We start from the raw sequence: 15834 nt of genomic DNA on the forward strand, positions 1-15834 counted from the left end.
GCACCGACAGCAAGGACAGGACGTATCCAAGGGGGCGGGGAATGCGGATGAGAGTGGGGAACGGCACGCGGCGTGACGTCCTGAGAGGGGTGCTCGCCGCGGCCGTGGCGGCTGCCGTGGCGCCGTTCGTCGCGGCGTCGAGACCGACGCGCGGGGAGCCGTACGCGCCGGGTGGCCCTGCCGGTGGGCCGTCCCGCGAACTGGCCGACTTCGAGGCGCGGTTCGCCGCCGGATTCGACGAGATGTACGGCGGATGCCGGATCCGCGGGTGCAGGGCCGAGGCGGCGGGCGGCGTACGTCCGGCCGGGAACGCGCGGACGGCTCCTGCCGGGGCCTGGCAGGTCACGGTGGACGACCGCCCGCTGCACCTCATGCGGCGGGCCGACGGCGGCTATCTGACGATGGTCGACCACTACCAGGCGTACCCGACACCGCTGGCCGCCGCCCGCGCCGTCGTGGACGAGCTGGGCGGCACCATGCGGCTGCGCGCGGCCGGCACGGGCGCGGAGCCGGGGGAGGGACACGGGCATGGCGTACACGCGTAAGAACGTGAGCGCGCTGACAGGTTCGGAGAAGCGCAGGCTCGTCGGCGCGTTCCTGGAGATCAAACGCACCGGCGAGTACGACGAATTCGTCCGTATGCACATCGACCACTATGTGTCGGACGGTGAGGACGGGCTGCGTGCGGCCCATATGACCCCCTCCTTCCTGCCCTGGCACCGGCGGTTCCTGCTGGACCTGGAGCGGGCGCTGCGCAAGGTGGACTCCGGGGTGTCCGTGCCGTACTGGGACTGGACGAAGGACCGCACCCCCGCCGCCTCGCTGTGGGGGGAGGACCTCCTCGGCGGCAACGGACGCCGGTCCGACCGTCAGGTGACGACCGGCCCGTTCGCGCGCCGGCACAAGAAGTGGGTCGTCAAGGAGTCGATGACCGACGGCGACTACCTCACGCGCGACTTCGGCAGGCCCCGCGATCCGCTGTCCCTGCCCACCGCGGGCGAGCTGGCGAGCGCCCTCGACGATCCCGTGTACGACACGAGCCCCTGGGACTCCACCTCCGGCCGCGGTTTCCGCAACAAGCTGGAGGGGTGGGGGACCGGGCGGGGCAACGACGCGTGGCGCAACCACAACCGCGTCCACCGCTGGGTCGGCGGGCACATGCTGGGCGGGGGCTCCGTCAACGACCCCGTCTTCTGGCTGCACCACTCCTTCGTGGACCTGCTCTGGACGCGCTGGCAGAAGCGCCATCAGGGTGCGCGGTATCTGCCCGAGTCGCCACCGCAACTCGGGGAGCGGGCGTACGGGCGGGTCGTCGCGCGGCACGAGGAGATGCCGCCGTGGGGCGTGACGCCGGACCAGCTGGAGGACCACAGCCGGATCTACCGGTACGTGTGAGGCGCTTGCGCGGGCGGTGAGACGCCCGGCGGGCGTGGGGTACGAGGAGGCCCCCGGCGGTTCGTACCGCCGGGGGCCTTCGCTTCGTTGGTGGGGCGACTCAGTGGCCGTAACCCTCGTGGGTGTCGTCGATGTTGGCGCACTGGTTGCCGAACGCCGGGTTCAGCAGGGCGATGACGTTCACGGTGTTGCCGCAGAGGTTGACCGGGATGTGGACCGGAACCTGGACGACGTTGCCCGACGCCACGCCGGGCGAGCCGACGGCCGAGCCCGCGGCGTCCGCGTCCGCCATGGCCAGACCGGCACCACTGAGCACAACGGCACCCGTGCCGAGAGCGACAACCGCTGCCTTCGCGATGCGAGACATCACGTTTCTCCTTCGAATCGGTGAGCGCGGACGCATGAACGCGACCGCACTGCACCTTCAACGCGAGGACTCACAGCGGGTAACGGCAGCCAACGTGACATCATTCGCCAAGATGTGTCATACCGGTCCATAGGTCATATGAGCTGACCGGTTGGGTGGGGTCCACGCGCGCGTGCCGCGGTGCGCGGGCGGGTGCCGTTCACGGGCGCGTGCAGTAACCCGTCGGGTCGGCGGCCGGCGGGCGGCACTGGAGCTTGTAGTCGTCCGCGTTCGTGCTCGCGTACCGGCCGACGCACTCGGTCGGCGTGGTCCTGCCGTGTTCCGCGCAGAAGGCCAGCGCGTCGCGGCCGTCGGTGAAGGGGCCCGGCGCGTAGACGACCCAGTAGCCCGGGCGGAGGGACGCGTAGTCGTCGCTGCGGAGGTAGACGGCGTCGGGGACGGACTTCCGTACGGCGGCCAGGCGCCGGTCCCGGGTGGCGGTTCCGGAGCCGACCGGTTCGGAGAACAGCTGCGCGATCCACCGGCCTCCGGAGGCCGGTGAGGAATCGGGGGCCGATGGCTCGGGAGTCGGCGTCGGCGTCGACGACCGCTTCGAGGACGGCGAGGGCGTGGAGTCCGACGAGGACGAGGTGCCGGCGGGGTTGCCGCCGTTCTTGGCGCCGTCCTTCTTGTCGTCGCCGCCCTGGTCGCCCAGGGTGAGCACCAGCGCGGCCGTGGCCGTCGCGAGGGCGACCACGACGACGGCGACGGTGGCGACGAGCGCCGCACGCCCTCCGCGCGCGGACGGGCGGTCGTCGTCTCCGACGCGCGTCGGCTCTTCACCCGGTGCGGCTGGTGTGGCTGCTGCGGCCGGTGCGGCCGGTGTTTCGGGGGTGGCTCCGGAGTGCGGGGGGCCGCCGGGGCCGGCCTGCGCGGACGGGACGCCCAGGACGTGCGTCGGGGTCGTCGTGGGGCCGGGCGGCAGCGGGGCGGTCGTCGTCGGCAGCGCCCAGTCCGGTGTCGTACCCGACTCGACCTGCGCCAGCATCGCGTCCAGCCGTGCCGCGTCGGGACGCGCCGCCGGATCCCGTACGAGCAGCATCTGGAGTACGGGGGCCAGCGGGCCGGAGCGCACCGGCGGGGGCACGGCCTCGTCGAGCACGGCGGCCAGGGTGGCCAGGGTCGTCCCGCGGCGCAGCGGACTGACGCCCTCGACGCACACGTACAGGACGAGCCCCAGGGACCAGAGGTCGGACGCCGGGTCGTCGTCGTTGCCGCGGATCCGCTCGGGGGCGATGTACTCGGGTGAGCCGATGAGTTCGCCGGTCGCCGTCAGGGCGGTGGAGCCCTGGAGCGCGGCGATGCCGAAGTCGGTGAGGACCGCGGAGCCGTCGGTGCGCAGCAGGATGTTGGCGGGTTTGACGTCCCGGTGCTGGACCCCGGCCGCGTCGGCGGCGCGCAGGGCGCCGAGCACCTGGCGGCCGAGCCGGGCGGCCTCCGTGGGCCGCAACGGGCCGTCGGCGAGCCGTTCCTGGAGCGAGACGCCCTCGACCAGTTCCATCACGAGCCAGGGGTGCGGGTCGTCGTCCACGATGTGGTGGATCATCACCACGTTCGGGTGGCTGACCCGGGCCAGCGCCCGCGCCTCCCGCAGCACCCGTTCGCGGACGGCTTCGGAGGCCGCCGCGTCATGCCGTACGGCTTTGAGGGCGACCTCCCGGTGCAGGACGCTGTCCCGCGCCCGCCACACCGTGCCCATACCCCCGCTGCCGAGCCGCGCGAGCAGCTCGAACCGACCGTCGATCATGTCCCCCGGTGCGTTCATGGCGGACAGATTAATGGGGTCCCGGAGCGGGAGAACGAGCCAGATGCGTCTTGGGGCCCTGACAGTCGTTGGTGCGTCCCCTAAAATTCCGACCACTGTGCGCCACAGTAGGGGGACATGGGGGGCTTTCGTGCTCGATGCGAAGCAGCATCAGGGCAAGTTCGGCGAAGACTACGTCCGTGTGCTGGCCTCCGCGGCAGGGCTGATCGTCGTGGAAGGCGATCTGGACGTGGACGGCGTCGATCTCGGGTTCCGCGCCACCGGCCGCTACGGGCGGACGATGTCACCCACGGTCGAGGCTCAGATCAAGACATGGTCGAAGCCGTCCGTGTCGTCCGGCCACCTGAACTTCCGCGGGCTCAACGAACGGCAGTTCAACAAGCTCGCCGGTCCCGACTTCACCGTGCCGCGGTTCCTGTTCGTCATCTGCGTCCCCGCCGACAACCAGGCGTACGCGGCCATGAGCACCGACGGCGTGATGCTCCGTCACCTCGGCTACTTCGTCTCGCTCCGCGCCGAGGAGCCGATCAAGGACCCCGACCGAGACCGAAGGCGTCCGGTCAGAGTTCCGACAGCGAACGTGCTCACCGCCGCCTCACTGCGCCGGCTCACCGAGACGCAGTCCGACTGGTAGGGGAAGCGATGACGATTCCGCTGAAGGTCGACGACATCGCCAGCTATCTGGCGGACACGGGCTGGGAGCGGGATCCGCAGGGCTGGCGCGGAGCGAGTGTGTGGCAACACCCGGGCGACTACGAGGTGCTGGTACCCGCTCGCGACGGGATGGGCGACAGCGACCGCCGATTACGGGAGATCCTGCACTGTCTGTGCGCGCTGGAGGACCGGCCGGCGGGCGACATCGCCCTGGAGATCGCCAGACCGCAGCTGGACAAGCAGTCCTTCCGCACGTTTCCCACCGGCCACGACCCCGGCTACACCTCGCTGCTCCTCGGCACGCAGACGGTACTGGGTGTCCGCAACGTCCTGACGGCGGTGGCGCGCACCGTCGTGCAGGGGCCGCACTTCGCCTTCCCTGGCCGGCAACCGGGCGTGGTGGGCGACCTCTTGCGCGCAGCCGAACTCGGCCCCTCCCGCGCCGGGAGCTACGTCGTCGAGATCCGGGTGGCCGCGGACGCGACGGCCCGCACCCCGAGCGGGGAGCAGGTCACCGGCCGGGCCGTGCTGGTCCAGATGCTTGAGGCGGTGAGCGTGGCCCAGGCAGCCGTGGCGGCGGACGCGCCCGCGGCCTTCGACGAGACCGTCACGGCCGGTGTCTCCGCGGATCTGTGCAAGGCGCTCAGTGAGCTCTCCGGCCACGACCGGAGCGAGCCCTTCGAGATCGGCTTCCGATGGGCGCGCTCGCGGCCACTCGATGTGCCGTCACACGTCGTCGCGTTCCCGGAGACCTCGGGATCGCTTCTGCACGCCGCGTACCTGCGGCTCCGCGACCTCAAAGCCACCGGTGCCGCGACGGTCTCCGGCGTGGTCGAGGGGCTGCATGACGACTCCTCCGGCAACGACCGGTGGCGGATCAAGGTCCGCGGTGAGTTGAGCACCGAGCACACCGAACTGGTCCGGCGGGCCGTCTGGGTGCGGCTCCCGGACCAGGCCTCGTACGACCGTGCGATCGCCGCGCATCGGGAACGGCGGGTGATCACCGTCATGGGCGAGTTGTCCAGCGTGACCGGCCGGGTGGAACTGGTGCCCAGGCGGGAGTTCGACATCTGACCGGATCTCGGCTCATCGAGGAGGGGTACTGTGCCGACGGAGTTGACTGTACGGGATCATGCATCGCTGTTCGCCCTGATGGTGGTCGCACGGCCGGTGACCAACCGTGAACTGCGCGAACTCGCCGGCCTGGAGATCACCGCGGCGGTGCGACGGCGAGTGAACCAGGACGCCGAGCGGATCGTGACCAGGAAGGCCGGTGCGGTCAACACGCACCAGCTCACGTCCGCCGGCCGGACCTGGTGCGAGTCCGCTCTGGTGGCCGGACGCCCGGACGGAGCGAAGTTTCCGGCCGGGGTGCTCTACGCGGTGCTGGACAACGTCGGACAGTACCTGGCCCGCTCCGGCACCAAGTTCGGCGAGTTCTTCCAGCCCGACGTCGAGGGCTGGATCCGCGCGGTCTACACGGAACTCACCGTCCGCCGGAAACCGGGCAGCTGGGTCAGACTGTCGGCGCTGCGCCCATGGCTCGGGGACCTGCCGCGAGGGGCCGTCGACGCCGAACTCGACCGGATGATCGCGCAGAACGACGTACAGCTGATGGGTGAGCTCAATCGGCGCACGCTCAGCGACGAGGACCGCAGGGCCGCCGTCGACATCGGCGGGGAACCCCGCCACCTGCTGCGGATCGGACCGGCGTGAACGGGGAACTCGCCGCCCTGGAGAAGCTGTACATCAGCACCGCGCTGGCCCAGGAGGAGATCTGGACACCGGTGACCTCCTACCACGTCGACGGCCTGCATCCCGAGGTGTTCCGGCGGCTGGGGAGGGCGATCGACGCCGTCGAGCGCGCGCACTCGCCGGTCGCGACCGTGGTGCGTGGCGAGACCGGTTCGGGCAAGACGCATCTGCTCGGCTGGACCCGCCACGAGATCCAGGAACGCGGCGGCTCCTTCTTCTACATCAGGCTCGTCTCCGGCCGGAACTTCTGGGAGAGCGTCGCCGGCGGTCTCGTCGACAGTCTCTACCGGAAGGACGAGGGCGACCGGGAACAACTGACCCGCCTGCTCGACGAGCTGTCGCGCCGGGCTCGCCTCGACACGGACACCCATACCGCCGTCACCGGCGGGAGCGAGTTGACGCGCGCCCATGTCGACGCGTTCGTCCGGGGGATCCGGACCATCGACCGACAGGTGGGCAACGAGGCCGCGGACACGGCCCGCGCGCTGGCGCTCATCGCCTCCACCGGCGATCCCGTGGAGATCGGCACGGCCTACTTCGCGCTCAACGACGACGACGGGGACAAGCGCGCCGCCTGGGGGATGGCGCCGGGCGGGCGACCGGCCCAACTCGTACTCCGCGATCTGACGCGTCTGTTCGCCCTGGTCGGACCGCTGGTGTTCGCCTTCGACCAGCTCGACACCCTGGTGTCCACCGCGCAGACGTCGTCGCTGACGTCGCCCGCTTCCGGCGAGGGCCGGGCCGCGAAGCGGCTGAGCAGCGAGATCGCCACCGGCCTGATGGAACTGCGGGAGGAAGCCCGCCGGACCCTGATGGTCGTGGCGTGCCACGAGGACACCTGGGAGCAGATCTCCCGGGAGGCGGTCCGGTCCGCCCTGGACCGGTTCGAGGTGCTGCCGACGCTCGGTGCGATTCCCGACGAGGCCACCGCCGCCGCCATCGTCAGCAGCCGCTTCCGGCCCTACTACGAGTCGGCGGGGTTCACCCCGCCGCGCCCCACCTGGCCGGTCACCCCGGCGGCGCTGGCCGAAGCCCCGCACCGTTACACCGCACGGCGGCTGCTCGTCCGGGTCCAGAAGCACATCGAGGCGTGTCTGCAGACCGGCACGGTGACCGAACTGATCTCCCTGGCGGACGCGGAGCCCACGGCAGTCGCACCGCCCGCACCGGCGAGGGCCCTCAATCTGAGCACCCTGACGGAGTCCTTCGGCAAGCTCCGTGCCGAGGCGGACGACCTCGGGCCGCTCGACCCCACGGCCGAGGACGAGTTGATGCCCGCTCTGCTGCGCGCGGGGCTGCGGAGTCTGGTCAGAGAGCTGGGTGCCGACGAGACGCGGTTCTCCATCGAGACCGACTTCGGCCGCAAGGCGGCGCTGCACGCCCGGTTGCGCTATGTCGTGGACGAGGCCAGCGAGAACGAATTCCACTGGTCCTTCCGGGCGATCGCCGCGAACAACGCCATCGCCGCCCAGAACCGGATCCGTAACGCGGCCGTGGAGGCCGGCCTGACGGCCGACCTGGCGAGCCGCCGGCTGGTCCTGCTGCGGAACATGCCGTACCCGACCGGCCCCAGGACCAAGGACATCAAGGACGACTTCGAGGCGCGGGGCGGGGTGTCGTTCCCGATCGGCGCCGCCGACCTCCGCACCCTGGCCGCCCTCCGGGCCATGCTCGACGACCGTATGCCAGGCCTGGACGAATGGCTGCGACAGGAGCGCCCCGCTTCCCGCATCGAGGTCTTCGCGCCGGTGCTGGGAGACTTACGGCAGCATCTCGGCATCGTCGGCGTCGCGACCACGGAAGTCGGCGCCGGGGTGGCGGGGGACGCGGCGGCCGTACCGGAGGATGCCGAGCCCGCCCGTACCGAACCCGCCCAACCCGGGCACGCCCAAACCGAGCCCGCCCGTACCGAGATCGTCGTCGGGACCACGGTCCGGGGCGGCCGTTCGTTCGCGGTACCCATGGAACGGCTCCGGATGCACACCGCGGTGGTGGGCGCGGCGGGATCGGGCAAGACGGTCCTGATCAAGCGACTTGTGGAGCAGTGCGCTCTGCGCGGCGTCTCGGCGATCGTGCTGGATCCGAACGACGACCTCGCACGGCTCGGCGACCCCTGGTCGCACCCGCCGCAGGGTTGGACGGACGGCCATGAGCGCGAGGCCCGGCGCTATTTCGCGGAGGTCGAAGTGGTGGTGTGGACACCGGGTCTGAACCGGGGACGTCCGATCTCCTTCCACCCGCTTCCCGACTTCGGTCCCGTCCTCGACGACGAGGACGACTTCCCCCGTCTGGTCAGGTCGACCGTGACCTCACTCGCGCCACACGCCGGTGTACGCGGCAGCAGTGCGCGCGCGACCCAGCAGCTGGGGGTCCTCAAACGTGCCCTCGAACGGTACGCGCGCGAAGGCGGCAAGACCCTGGCCGGCTTGGTCGAGCTGCTCGCGGAGGCCCCGACCGACATCGTGAACAGCAGGACCAGCCGCTTCGCGGTCCAGATGGCGGACACGCTGGAAGCCGCGATGGAGACCGACCCGCTGTTCGGGGAGTCCGGAGCCCCCGCCGATCCCGGCATGCTCCTGATCCCGTCACCGGGAAAGGCCGCCCGTGTCTCGTTGATCAGCTTCATCGGCCTGTCCGGCGACGGACCGGCCCAGTTCGTCAGCCGCCTCCAGGCGACCTTGTTCTCCTGGTTCAGGGCGCACCCGGTCGGCGACCGGGCGCTGGGCGGGCTGCTGGTGATGGACGAGGCGCAGAACTTCGTGCCCTCCGGCGCGTCGAACCCGAGTACGGACAGCACGGTCGAACTCATCCGCCAGATACGCAAGTACGGACTCGGGATAGTCCTCGCGTCACAGCTGCCCAAGGGGATCCACAACCAGGCGCTGGGCAACACCGTGAACCAGTTCATCGGCCGGCTCACCCAACCCGTCCACATCGAGGCGGCCAGGACCATGGCTCAGGCGCGGAACGCGGTCCTCGACAACCTCGCCGGTCTCAGGGCCGGCCAGTTCAACGCCGCAGGCGAGGGGACCGGATTCAGCAAGATCGAGGTGCCGATCTGTCTCAGTCACCACGATGTGCCGCTCAAGGAGGACGAGATCGTCGAGCGGGCCCGCCGGGGTACCTGAGCGGTCGGGAGGTGGTGAGCGCGTCCAGGCCCGTGCCGGGATCCTGGCGTGTCGCTCGATATGGGCTACCTGGCCTGCGAGAACGCAGTGCGTGGCGGTGCGCCCCCGGCAGGACTCGAACCTGCGGCCAAGCGCTTAGAAGGCGCCTGCTCTATCCACTGAGCTACGGGGGCCGGGTGTGGTGGCCTGTGGTGCTGGTGCCCGGGTATGGGCGGGGCTGTGACCTTGCCGGGGACAAGGATAGAGCTCCTGGGTCCCTGCGCTTCGCGCTTCCCCTCCGTGGCTCGATGTGGAGGTTCAGTGAAGCGGTCCTGATAATCGCAGGCAGGTACGAATCGTGCATCGCTTTTGGCGCCTCACGCCCCGGGTGTTGTGCACTCGTTATGCCTGCGCCCCAGTCGTCCCTTAGGCCCCGTGTGTCCAATCGGCGCGCAGACATGCCCATATGCTTTAGAAAGCCTGCAAAATTGGGCATTCTTCGCATGTGGTGACCTTGGACGTACGGCCCCAGCTGCTCGACGCACTCTCCGCCCTGCGCGACCGTGTCGCCGCCGCACGCTTCCCGCTGCCCCTGGCGGGGGCTCCACGCGCGCGTGCCAACCGCGACGAACTGCTCGCACAGCTCGACGACTATCTCGTGCCCCGGTTGAGAGAACCCGAAGCACCCCTGCTCGCCGTGATCGGAGGATCGACCGGGGCGGGCAAGTCGACGCTGGTCAACTCCCTTGTGGGGCGGCGGGTCAGCGAGGCCGGGGTGCTCCGGCCCACGACGCGTACTCCGGTGCTCGTGTGCCATCCCGAGGACCATCACTGGTTCAGCGGGATGCGCGTACTGCCCGACCTCACGCGCGTGTGGATGCCGCAACAGGACGTCGACGACGATCCGCTGCTGCCCGGCGAGGAGGACATGCGCGTCCTGCGCATCGAGACCGCCGACACCCTCCCCCGCGGGCTCGCGCTTCTCGACGCGCCCGACATCGACTCCCTGGTGGCCGGCAACCGGGTGCTCGCCGCCGAACTCATGTGCGCGGCCGACATCTGGGTGATGGTCACCACGGCGGCACGGTACGCCGACGCGGTGCCGTGGCATCTGCTGCGTACCGCCAAGGACCATGACGCCACCCTCGTCACCGTGCTCGACCGGGTGCCCCACCAGGTGGTGTCCGAGGTCTCGCGGCAGTTCGGCGCGCTCCTCGCCAAGGCGGGACTGGGCGACGTGCCCCGCTTCACCGTGCCCGAGCTGCCCGAGTCGGCCTGGGGCGGGGGACTGCTTCCGGCCACCGCCGTGGCACCCCTGCGCGCCTGGCTGGCCCAGCAGGCCCAGGACCCGGGCGCCCGGCACCAGGTCATGGCGCGCACCGCGTACGGGGCACTCGACTCGCTCAAGTCCCGGATGCCCGAGCTGGCCTCCGCCGCCGCGGCCCAGTACGCCGCCGCGCTGCGGCTCACCGCGGCCGTCGACGGGGCGTACGACAGCGAGTACACCCGTCTGCGGGGCCGGCTGCAGGCCGGGGCCGTCCTCGCCGGGGGCGCGCTCAAACGGTGGCGCAGCTACCCGCTGGACTCCAGCGCCGGTGAACTGCTGGACGCGCTCGTCGAGAGCCTGGCCGCCCTCCTGCTGTGCGCCGTCACCGCGGCCGACGAGCGCGTAGACGAGGCGTGGCGGCGCGAACCCGCCGCGGGCGCCCCGGGGCTGACGGACCGCGATCCGACGCTGGAGAGCGCCGAGCACCGCATCGGGATGGCGGTACGGCGCTGGCGCCGCGTCCTGGAGGAGTACGCCGAGGACGAGGTACGTGCCCTGGAGAAGAGCGTCGCGCCGGATCCCGAGGCTGTGGCCGCGCTGGTGGCCACCGCGCTCCTCGGCGGCCGGCGGGCGCGTTCCGCGGGCGAGGGGCTCGCCGAGCGGATCGGCGCGCACGGGGCGCTGCGGCTGCGCGACAAGGGCGGCCGGCTGCTCACCGACTACCTCGACAAGGCGCTGCACGACGAACGGGAGCGGCGGCTCGCCCCGCTCGACGCACTCGACGTACACCCCGAACCCCAGGCCGAACTCATCGCCGCGCTGTCGGTACTGCAGAAGGAGAGGTGACCGCGGTGACCGCCGTCACGGACCACACGGATCACGCCGACCAGCCGGGGGACGACGACGCCCGCAAGAAGGACCCCGGCGGGGAAATCGTGCGCAAGGAGAGGTCCGGCAGGGAAGCCGGGCACAAGGAGAAGGGTGATTCCGGGAGGGGAGCTCGGGAGGCCACGGAGGCGGGCTCCGGGGGCGGCACCGGCTCCGGCTCCGGAAGTGCGGACTCCGTGGGCTCCGCGGACGCCGTGGGCTCCGCGGACGCGCCGGGTGGCTGGGACGACGGGCTGATCGCGCGGCGCGTGTCCGCCACGGCCGAGGGCCAGGCCAGGCCCGTACAGGAGACCGTCATGGACAACAGGCCGCCCGCGGTGGCCCCTCTGGCGTACGACGGACCGCTGCGGTCCCGACTAGACGCGCTGCGCGAACTGGTGGGGCTCTCCAGGACGCGGCTGGACAGCCGGACCCTCGCCGAGGCGGGACAGGTCCTGGACGAGGCCGCGGCGCGGCGCAGGCTCTCCGGGCAGCACACCGTGGTCGCCATCGCGGGCGCCACCGGGAGCGGCAAGTCGCAGCTCTTCAACGCACTCGCCGGAGTGGCCATCTCGGAGACCGGGGTACGCAGGCCGACCACCGCCGCCCCCATCGCGTGCAGCTGGAGCGACGGCGCGGCCGGACTCATCGACCGGCTCGGCATCCCGGGGCGGCTGCGCCGCAGGCCGCTGCAGAGCGCCGAGGCGGAGGCACAGTTGCGCGGACTCGTCCTGGTGGACCTGCCCGACCACGACTCGGCGGCCGTCCAGCACCGGGAGCACGTCGACCGGATCCTCGCGCTCGTGGACGCGGTCATCTGGGTCGTCGACCCGGAGAAGTACGCCGACGCAGTACTTCATGAGCGCTATCTGCGGCCCATGGCAGGCCACGCGGAAGTCACCTTCGTGGTCCTCAACCAGGTCGACCGGCTGCCCCGGGACGCCGCCGACCAGGTCCTCGACGACCTGCGGCGGCTGCTCGACGAGGACGGGATCGCACTGGGCGAGTACGGCGAGCCGGGCGCGACCGTTCTCGCGCTGTCCGCGCTCACCGGGGACGGCATCGGGGAGCTGCGCGAGGTGCTCGGGCACTTCGTGGCCGAGCGGGGCGCCGCGGCCCGCCGGATCTCGGCCGACGTGGACGCGGCGGCGGTACGCCTGTGGCCCGTCTACGCCAACCGGCGGCAGGCCGGGCTCAGCGAGGAGGCACGCGACGAGTTCGCCGACCGGCTCGCCGACGCGGTCGGCGCCACGGCGGCGGGCGAGGCCGCCGAGCGCGCCTGGCGCCGCAACGCCAACCGCGCGTGCGGCACGCCGTGGCTGCGGCTGTGGCGCTGGTACCAGGACCGGCGCGAGCCCGCGACGGGACGGCTGTCCGTACGGGCCTACGACGACGAGGAGGCCACGGCGCGCCAGCGCGTCGAGCAGGCGGTGCGCACGGTGGCCGAGCAGGCGAGCGACGGGCTGCCCGCGCCCTGGGCGCAGGCGGTCCGTGAGGCGGCCGTACGGGGGTCGCAGGGGCTGTGCGAGGCCCTGGACGAACTGGCGGTACGGGCCGGGACACCGGTCGGCCGGCCACCGCGGCCGGGCTGGTGGCCGGCCGCCGTACTCGCGCAGGCGGCCATGACCGTCCTTCAGGTCGTGGGCGGGCTGTGGCTGCTGGCCCAGATCATCGGCCTCATGTCGCCGAACCTCGGGGTGCCCGTGCTGCTGATGGTCATCGGCATCGTGGGCGGCCCGGGTGTCGAGTGGGCCTGCAGACTCGCGGCGAACGGGCCCGCGCGGCGGTACGGCGCCGAGGCGGAACGCAGACTGCGGGAGGCTGCGTCGGGATGCGGGCGTGCCCGGGTTCTCGATCCGGTGGCGGGGGAGTTGCTGCGGTACCGGGAGGTACGGGAGCAGTTTCTGCGGGTTTCGGGGGTCACGGGAGGCACGGGCGTCACGGGCGTCACGGGCGTCACAGGGGTTACGGGGGTCGGCGCCTCGGCGGGGTGAGGTGGGAAGGCGGTGGGTGCGGGCGGAGGTGCTCGTTCGGGTGGCGGAGTTGTCCACAACCTGGGGGTGGCCCACAGCGCTCGGCGGGATCGGGCGGACGGAGGCAGTCTGAGGTCTCGGCGGACACGACGTGACGGACATGTCGCGACGGTCACGACGCGACGCGACGGACATGTCGCGTCCGCCGGAACAGACAGACGCAGCCGTACGGGACGAGCCCGTGCGCGTGGGCAGGGAGGGCTTCCGCGATGAACGAGACGATGGTGTGCGTGGTGGGGAACGTGGCGACACAGCCCGTGTTCCGGGAGACGGCGGCAGGCCCGTCGGCGAGGTTCCGGCTGGCGGTCACGCAGCGGTTCTGGGATCGCGAGAAGAGCGCCTGGCGTGACGGGCACACCAACTTCTTCACGGTGTGGGCCAACCGGGCGCTGGCGGCGAACGTGCAGGCGTCCGTGTCGCTGGGGGAGCCGCTGATGGTGCGGGGCAGGCTGAAGGTCCGCTCCGAACAGCGCGAAGGGCAGTCGTGGACGGGCGCGGACATCGAGGCCTCGGCGATCGGGCACGATCTGGCGCGCGGCACCGCGGCGTTCCGGCGGACGCTCAGGGGTGACGGGGCGTCGGATCAGGTGTCCGGCCAGTCGTCGGACGCGTCGGCCCGCCCGGAGCCGAGCTGGGAGACGGAGCCGGCTGATCCGGCCAATCCGGCCCATCCGGTCGATGGGTCTGAGCGGGCTGAGCGGGCTGCGGCGGCCGCTGGGGCGGCTCCGAGGCGGCAGGAACCGGCCCTGACTGGATGACTGACTGCGGTGACTGTGCGTACTGAGACCCCCGCCTGACCGAAGTGCGGCTTATCGGTGAATGCGTTACGAACGGTCCCAGTGGATTTATCGATAAGCGCGGTCCGCAACCGGCCCTGGCGATAACGATTCCGATTCGGATCACTGATCGGATGACATGACCGGGGAGGGAGCTGCGCCCCGTCCTTAGGATGCCGGGCATAGCTCTCGGGACTGCTGATTCCGCTGGTGGGACCGTAACCCTCCAGTTCAACGGGTCCCGCTCGAAAGGGAATTCTGTGCTTTCTTCGTTCTCTGCGCCGTCCGTGCACGGGCGAGGTGCCGCTGCCGCCCGCCTGGCCGCGGTGGCGCTCGTGTCCGGCCTCGTCGCCGTGAGCGCCGTGACTACCGCAGGTGCGGCCGTCGCGGACGAAGTCCCTCTGAGCCAGGGCGGGGCGACGGCCACGATAGGCGGCCTGAAGACGTCCGGGCCCGCGGTCATCCACGAGGAGGGCGGGGACAAGCAGGTCTCCGCGGGGCTCTTCGAGATGTCCGTGGACAACGGCGGCACCCTGCAGACCTACTGCGTCGACATCTACAGCCCCACGCAGAAGGACGCCAAGTACCAGGAGACCCCCTGGAGCGGCACGTCGCTGAACGGGAACCCCGACGCGGGCCGGATCCGCTGGATCCTGCAGAACTCCTACCCGCAGGTCAACGACCTCGCCGCGCTGGCCGCGAAGGCGGGTGCGAAGGGCCTCACGCAGCAGGACGCGGCGGTCGGCACGCAGGTGGCGATCTGGCGGTACTCGGACGGCGCCGACGTGGACGCCGTGGACCCGCAGGCGGAGAAGCTCGCCGACTACCTGCAGCGCAGCGCACGCGACCTGGCGGAGCCCGCCGCGTCCCTGGAGCTGGATCCGCCGGCGGTCTCCGGTCGCCCGGGTGAACTGCTCGGCCCGGTCACCGTGCGCACCAACGCGGCCGGGGTGACGGTGACACCGCTCGCCGACGCCACGAGCGGGGTGAAGGTCGTCGGCCGGGACGGCAAGGAGGTCACGGCGGCGACCGACGGCAGCGAGCTGTTCTTCGACGTGGCCGAGGACGCCGCCGACGGTTCGGCCGCGCTGACGGTGCAGGCCTCGACCACCGTGCCGGTCGGGCGGGCCTTCGCCGCCGAGACGAGGAGCCAGACCCAGATCCTGGCCGGTTCCAGCGAGTCGACCGTCTCCGCGGCGGCGACCGCGAACTGGGCCGGCGCCGGTGCGATACCCGCGCTGTCGGCCGAGAAGAACTGCGCGGAGGGCGGCCTCGACGTCACAGCGGTGAACGAGGGCGACGAGGCGTTCACCTTCGAGCTGCTGGGCACGGAGCACACCGTCGAGGCGGGCTCGTCACAGACCGTCACGGTCCCGCTGCAGGAGGACCAGGCGTACGACTTCACGGTCGAGGGGCCGGGTGGCTACGAGAAGCGGTTCCAGGGCGTGCTCGACTGCAGGACGCAGAGCGGCGCCGCCGCCGAGGAGACCGTCCAGACACTGAACGAGCCGAGCCCCGCCACGGTCGGCGGCACGGCCGCCACGACCACGGACCTCGCCGAGACGGGCGCGTCGAGCGCCACCCCGGTGATAGCCGGCATCGCGATAGGCCTGGTCGTGATCGGCGGCGCGGCGATCCTCTTCATCCACAAGAAGAAGACACCTTCGCAGGACTGAAGGCCGGGGCGGGGGTTGAACCAGGGTGCTCGGGACCAGGGCGCTCGGGACCGGGGCGCTCGGATTCCAGCTGTGTGAGCGCCGCGAAAACAGCCCCCGGAACGAGAAGTCGCACCTTGACAAGTCAACAGTG

General features: G+C 71.6%; 12 protein-coding genes and 1 tRNA gene. 10 read left to right on the plus strand and 3 right to left on the minus strand.

Annotated features, from left to right (window positions below):
* Positions 1–41: 41 nt before the first annotated feature.
* Together C6Y14_RS09900 and C6Y14_RS09905 are read left to right on the plus strand one after the other, a co-directional pair.
* Complete coding sequence (locus C6Y14_RS09900) at positions 42–545, plus strand: tyrosinase family oxidase copper chaperone (RefSeq protein WP_107016163.1); 504 nt, start codon at positions 42–44, stop codon at positions 543–545.
* Positions 529–1395, plus strand: a complete 867-nt coding sequence (locus C6Y14_RS09905; protein ID WP_107016164.1) for a tyrosinase family protein — start codon at positions 529–531, stop codon at positions 1393–1395. The genes C6Y14_RS09900 and C6Y14_RS09905 overlap by 17 nt, the downstream gene beginning before the upstream one ends.
* A 100-nt stretch (positions 1396–1495) precedes the next feature.
* Here the strand turns inward: C6Y14_RS09905 and C6Y14_RS09910 are convergent, their stop codons facing one another.
* Together C6Y14_RS09910 and C6Y14_RS09915 are read right to left on the minus strand one after the other, a co-directional pair.
* Entirely contained in the window at positions 1496–1762 is a 267-nt protein-coding gene (locus C6Y14_RS09910; protein ID WP_107016165.1) for a chaplin, read from the minus strand.
* Positions 1763–1961: 199 nt separating this feature from the next.
* Complete coding sequence (locus tag C6Y14_RS09915) at positions 1962–3566, minus strand: serine/threonine-protein kinase (RefSeq protein ID WP_107016166.1); 1605 nt, start codon at positions 3564–3566, stop codon at positions 1962–1964.
* Between the two features lie 130 nt (positions 3567–3696).
* Here C6Y14_RS09915 and C6Y14_RS09920 point away from each other — a divergent pair, with 130 nt between their 5' ends.
* The 4 genes from C6Y14_RS09920 to C6Y14_RS09935 are packed head-to-tail and all read left to right on the plus strand — an operon-like array spanning position 3697 to position 9103.
* Positions 3697–4200, plus strand: a complete 504-nt coding sequence (locus tag C6Y14_RS09920) for a DUF4365 domain-containing protein (protein WP_107016167.1) — start codon at positions 3697–3699, stop codon at positions 4198–4200.
* A gap of 8 nt (positions 4201–4208) precedes the next feature.
* Complete coding sequence (locus tag C6Y14_RS09925; RefSeq protein WP_107016168.1) at positions 4209–5294, plus strand: hypothetical protein; 1086 nt, start codon at positions 4209–4211, stop codon at positions 5292–5294.
* A gap of 30 nt (positions 5295–5324) precedes the next feature.
* Positions 5325–5936 carry a hypothetical protein gene (locus C6Y14_RS09930; RefSeq protein WP_107016169.1) on the plus strand — a complete coding sequence of 204 codons (612 nt, stop codon included), beginning with the start codon at positions 5325–5327 and terminating at the stop codon, positions 5934–5936.
* Positions 5933–9103, plus strand: a complete 3171-nt coding sequence (locus tag C6Y14_RS09935) for an ATP-binding protein (protein WP_107016170.1) — start codon at positions 5933–5935, stop codon at positions 9101–9103. The genes C6Y14_RS09930 and C6Y14_RS09935 overlap by 4 nt, the downstream gene beginning before the upstream one ends.
* A gap of 100 nt (positions 9104–9203) precedes the next feature.
* On the opposite strand, the gene C6Y14_RS09940 is transcribed toward C6Y14_RS09935, so the two are convergent.
* Positions 9204–9276, minus strand: a tRNA-Arg gene (locus C6Y14_RS09940).
* A gap of 311 nt (positions 9277–9587) precedes the next feature.
* On the opposite strand from C6Y14_RS09940, the gene C6Y14_RS09945 reads away from it, so the two are divergent.
* The 4 genes from C6Y14_RS09945 to C6Y14_RS09960 all read left to right on the plus strand — a co-directional run bounded on the left by C6Y14_RS09945 (position 9588) and on the right by C6Y14_RS09960 (position 15701).
* Positions 9588–11195: a dynamin family protein gene (locus C6Y14_RS09945; protein ID WP_107016171.1), complete on the plus strand. Its 1608-nt coding sequence runs from the start codon at positions 9588–9590 to the stop codon at positions 11193–11195.
* Positions 11196–11200: 5 nt separating this feature from the next.
* The gene (locus tag C6Y14_RS09950) at positions 11201–13210 is read left to right on the plus strand and encodes a YfjP family GTPase (protein ID WP_107016443.1); all 2010 of its coding nucleotides are present in this window, start codon (positions 11201–11203) and stop codon (positions 13208–13210) included.
* A 248-nt stretch (positions 13211–13458) separates the two neighbouring features.
* On the plus strand, positions 13459–14007 hold the full coding sequence (locus C6Y14_RS09955; RefSeq protein WP_107016172.1) for a single-stranded DNA-binding protein: 549 nt from the start codon (positions 13459–13461) through the stop codon (positions 14005–14007).
* A 278-nt stretch (positions 14008–14285) separates the two neighbouring features.
* A complete protein-coding gene (locus tag C6Y14_RS09960; RefSeq protein ID WP_225890988.1) occupies positions 14286–15701 on the plus strand; it encodes a TQXA domain-containing protein in 1416 nt (471 codons plus the stop codon).
* Positions 15702–15834 lie beyond the last annotated feature (133 nt).

This window comes from Streptomyces dioscori, from assembly GCF_003024195.1.
In the GTDB taxonomy this organism is placed as follows: Bacteria; Actinomycetota; Actinomycetes; order Streptomycetales; family Streptomycetaceae; genus Streptomyces; species Streptomyces dioscori.

Excerpts from the sequence above, each read along its gene's own strand:
- C6Y14_RS09905 (WP_107016164.1), top strand. The coding sequence starts at position 529 with ATGGCGTACACGCGTAAGAACGTGAGCGCGCTGACAGGTTCGGAGAAG.
- C6Y14_RS09925 (WP_107016168.1), top strand. The coding sequence starts at position 4,209 with ATGACGATTCCGCTGAAGGTCGACGACATCGCCAGCTATCTGGCGGAC.
- C6Y14_RS09955 (WP_107016172.1), top strand. The coding sequence starts at position 13,459 with ATGAACGAGACGATGGTGTGCGTGGTGGGGAACGTGGCGACACAGCCC.
- C6Y14_RS09915 (WP_107016166.1), bottom strand. The coding sequence starts at position 3,566 with ATGAACGCACCGGGGGACATGATCGACGGTCGGTTCGAGCTGCTCGCG.
- C6Y14_RS09910 (WP_107016165.1), bottom strand. The coding sequence starts at position 1,762 with ATGTCTCGCATCGCGAAGGCAGCGGTTGTCGCTCTCGGCACGGGTGCC.
- C6Y14_RS09900 (WP_107016163.1), top strand. The coding sequence starts at position 42 with ATGCGGATGAGAGTGGGGAACGGCACGCGGCGTGACGTCCTGAGAGGG.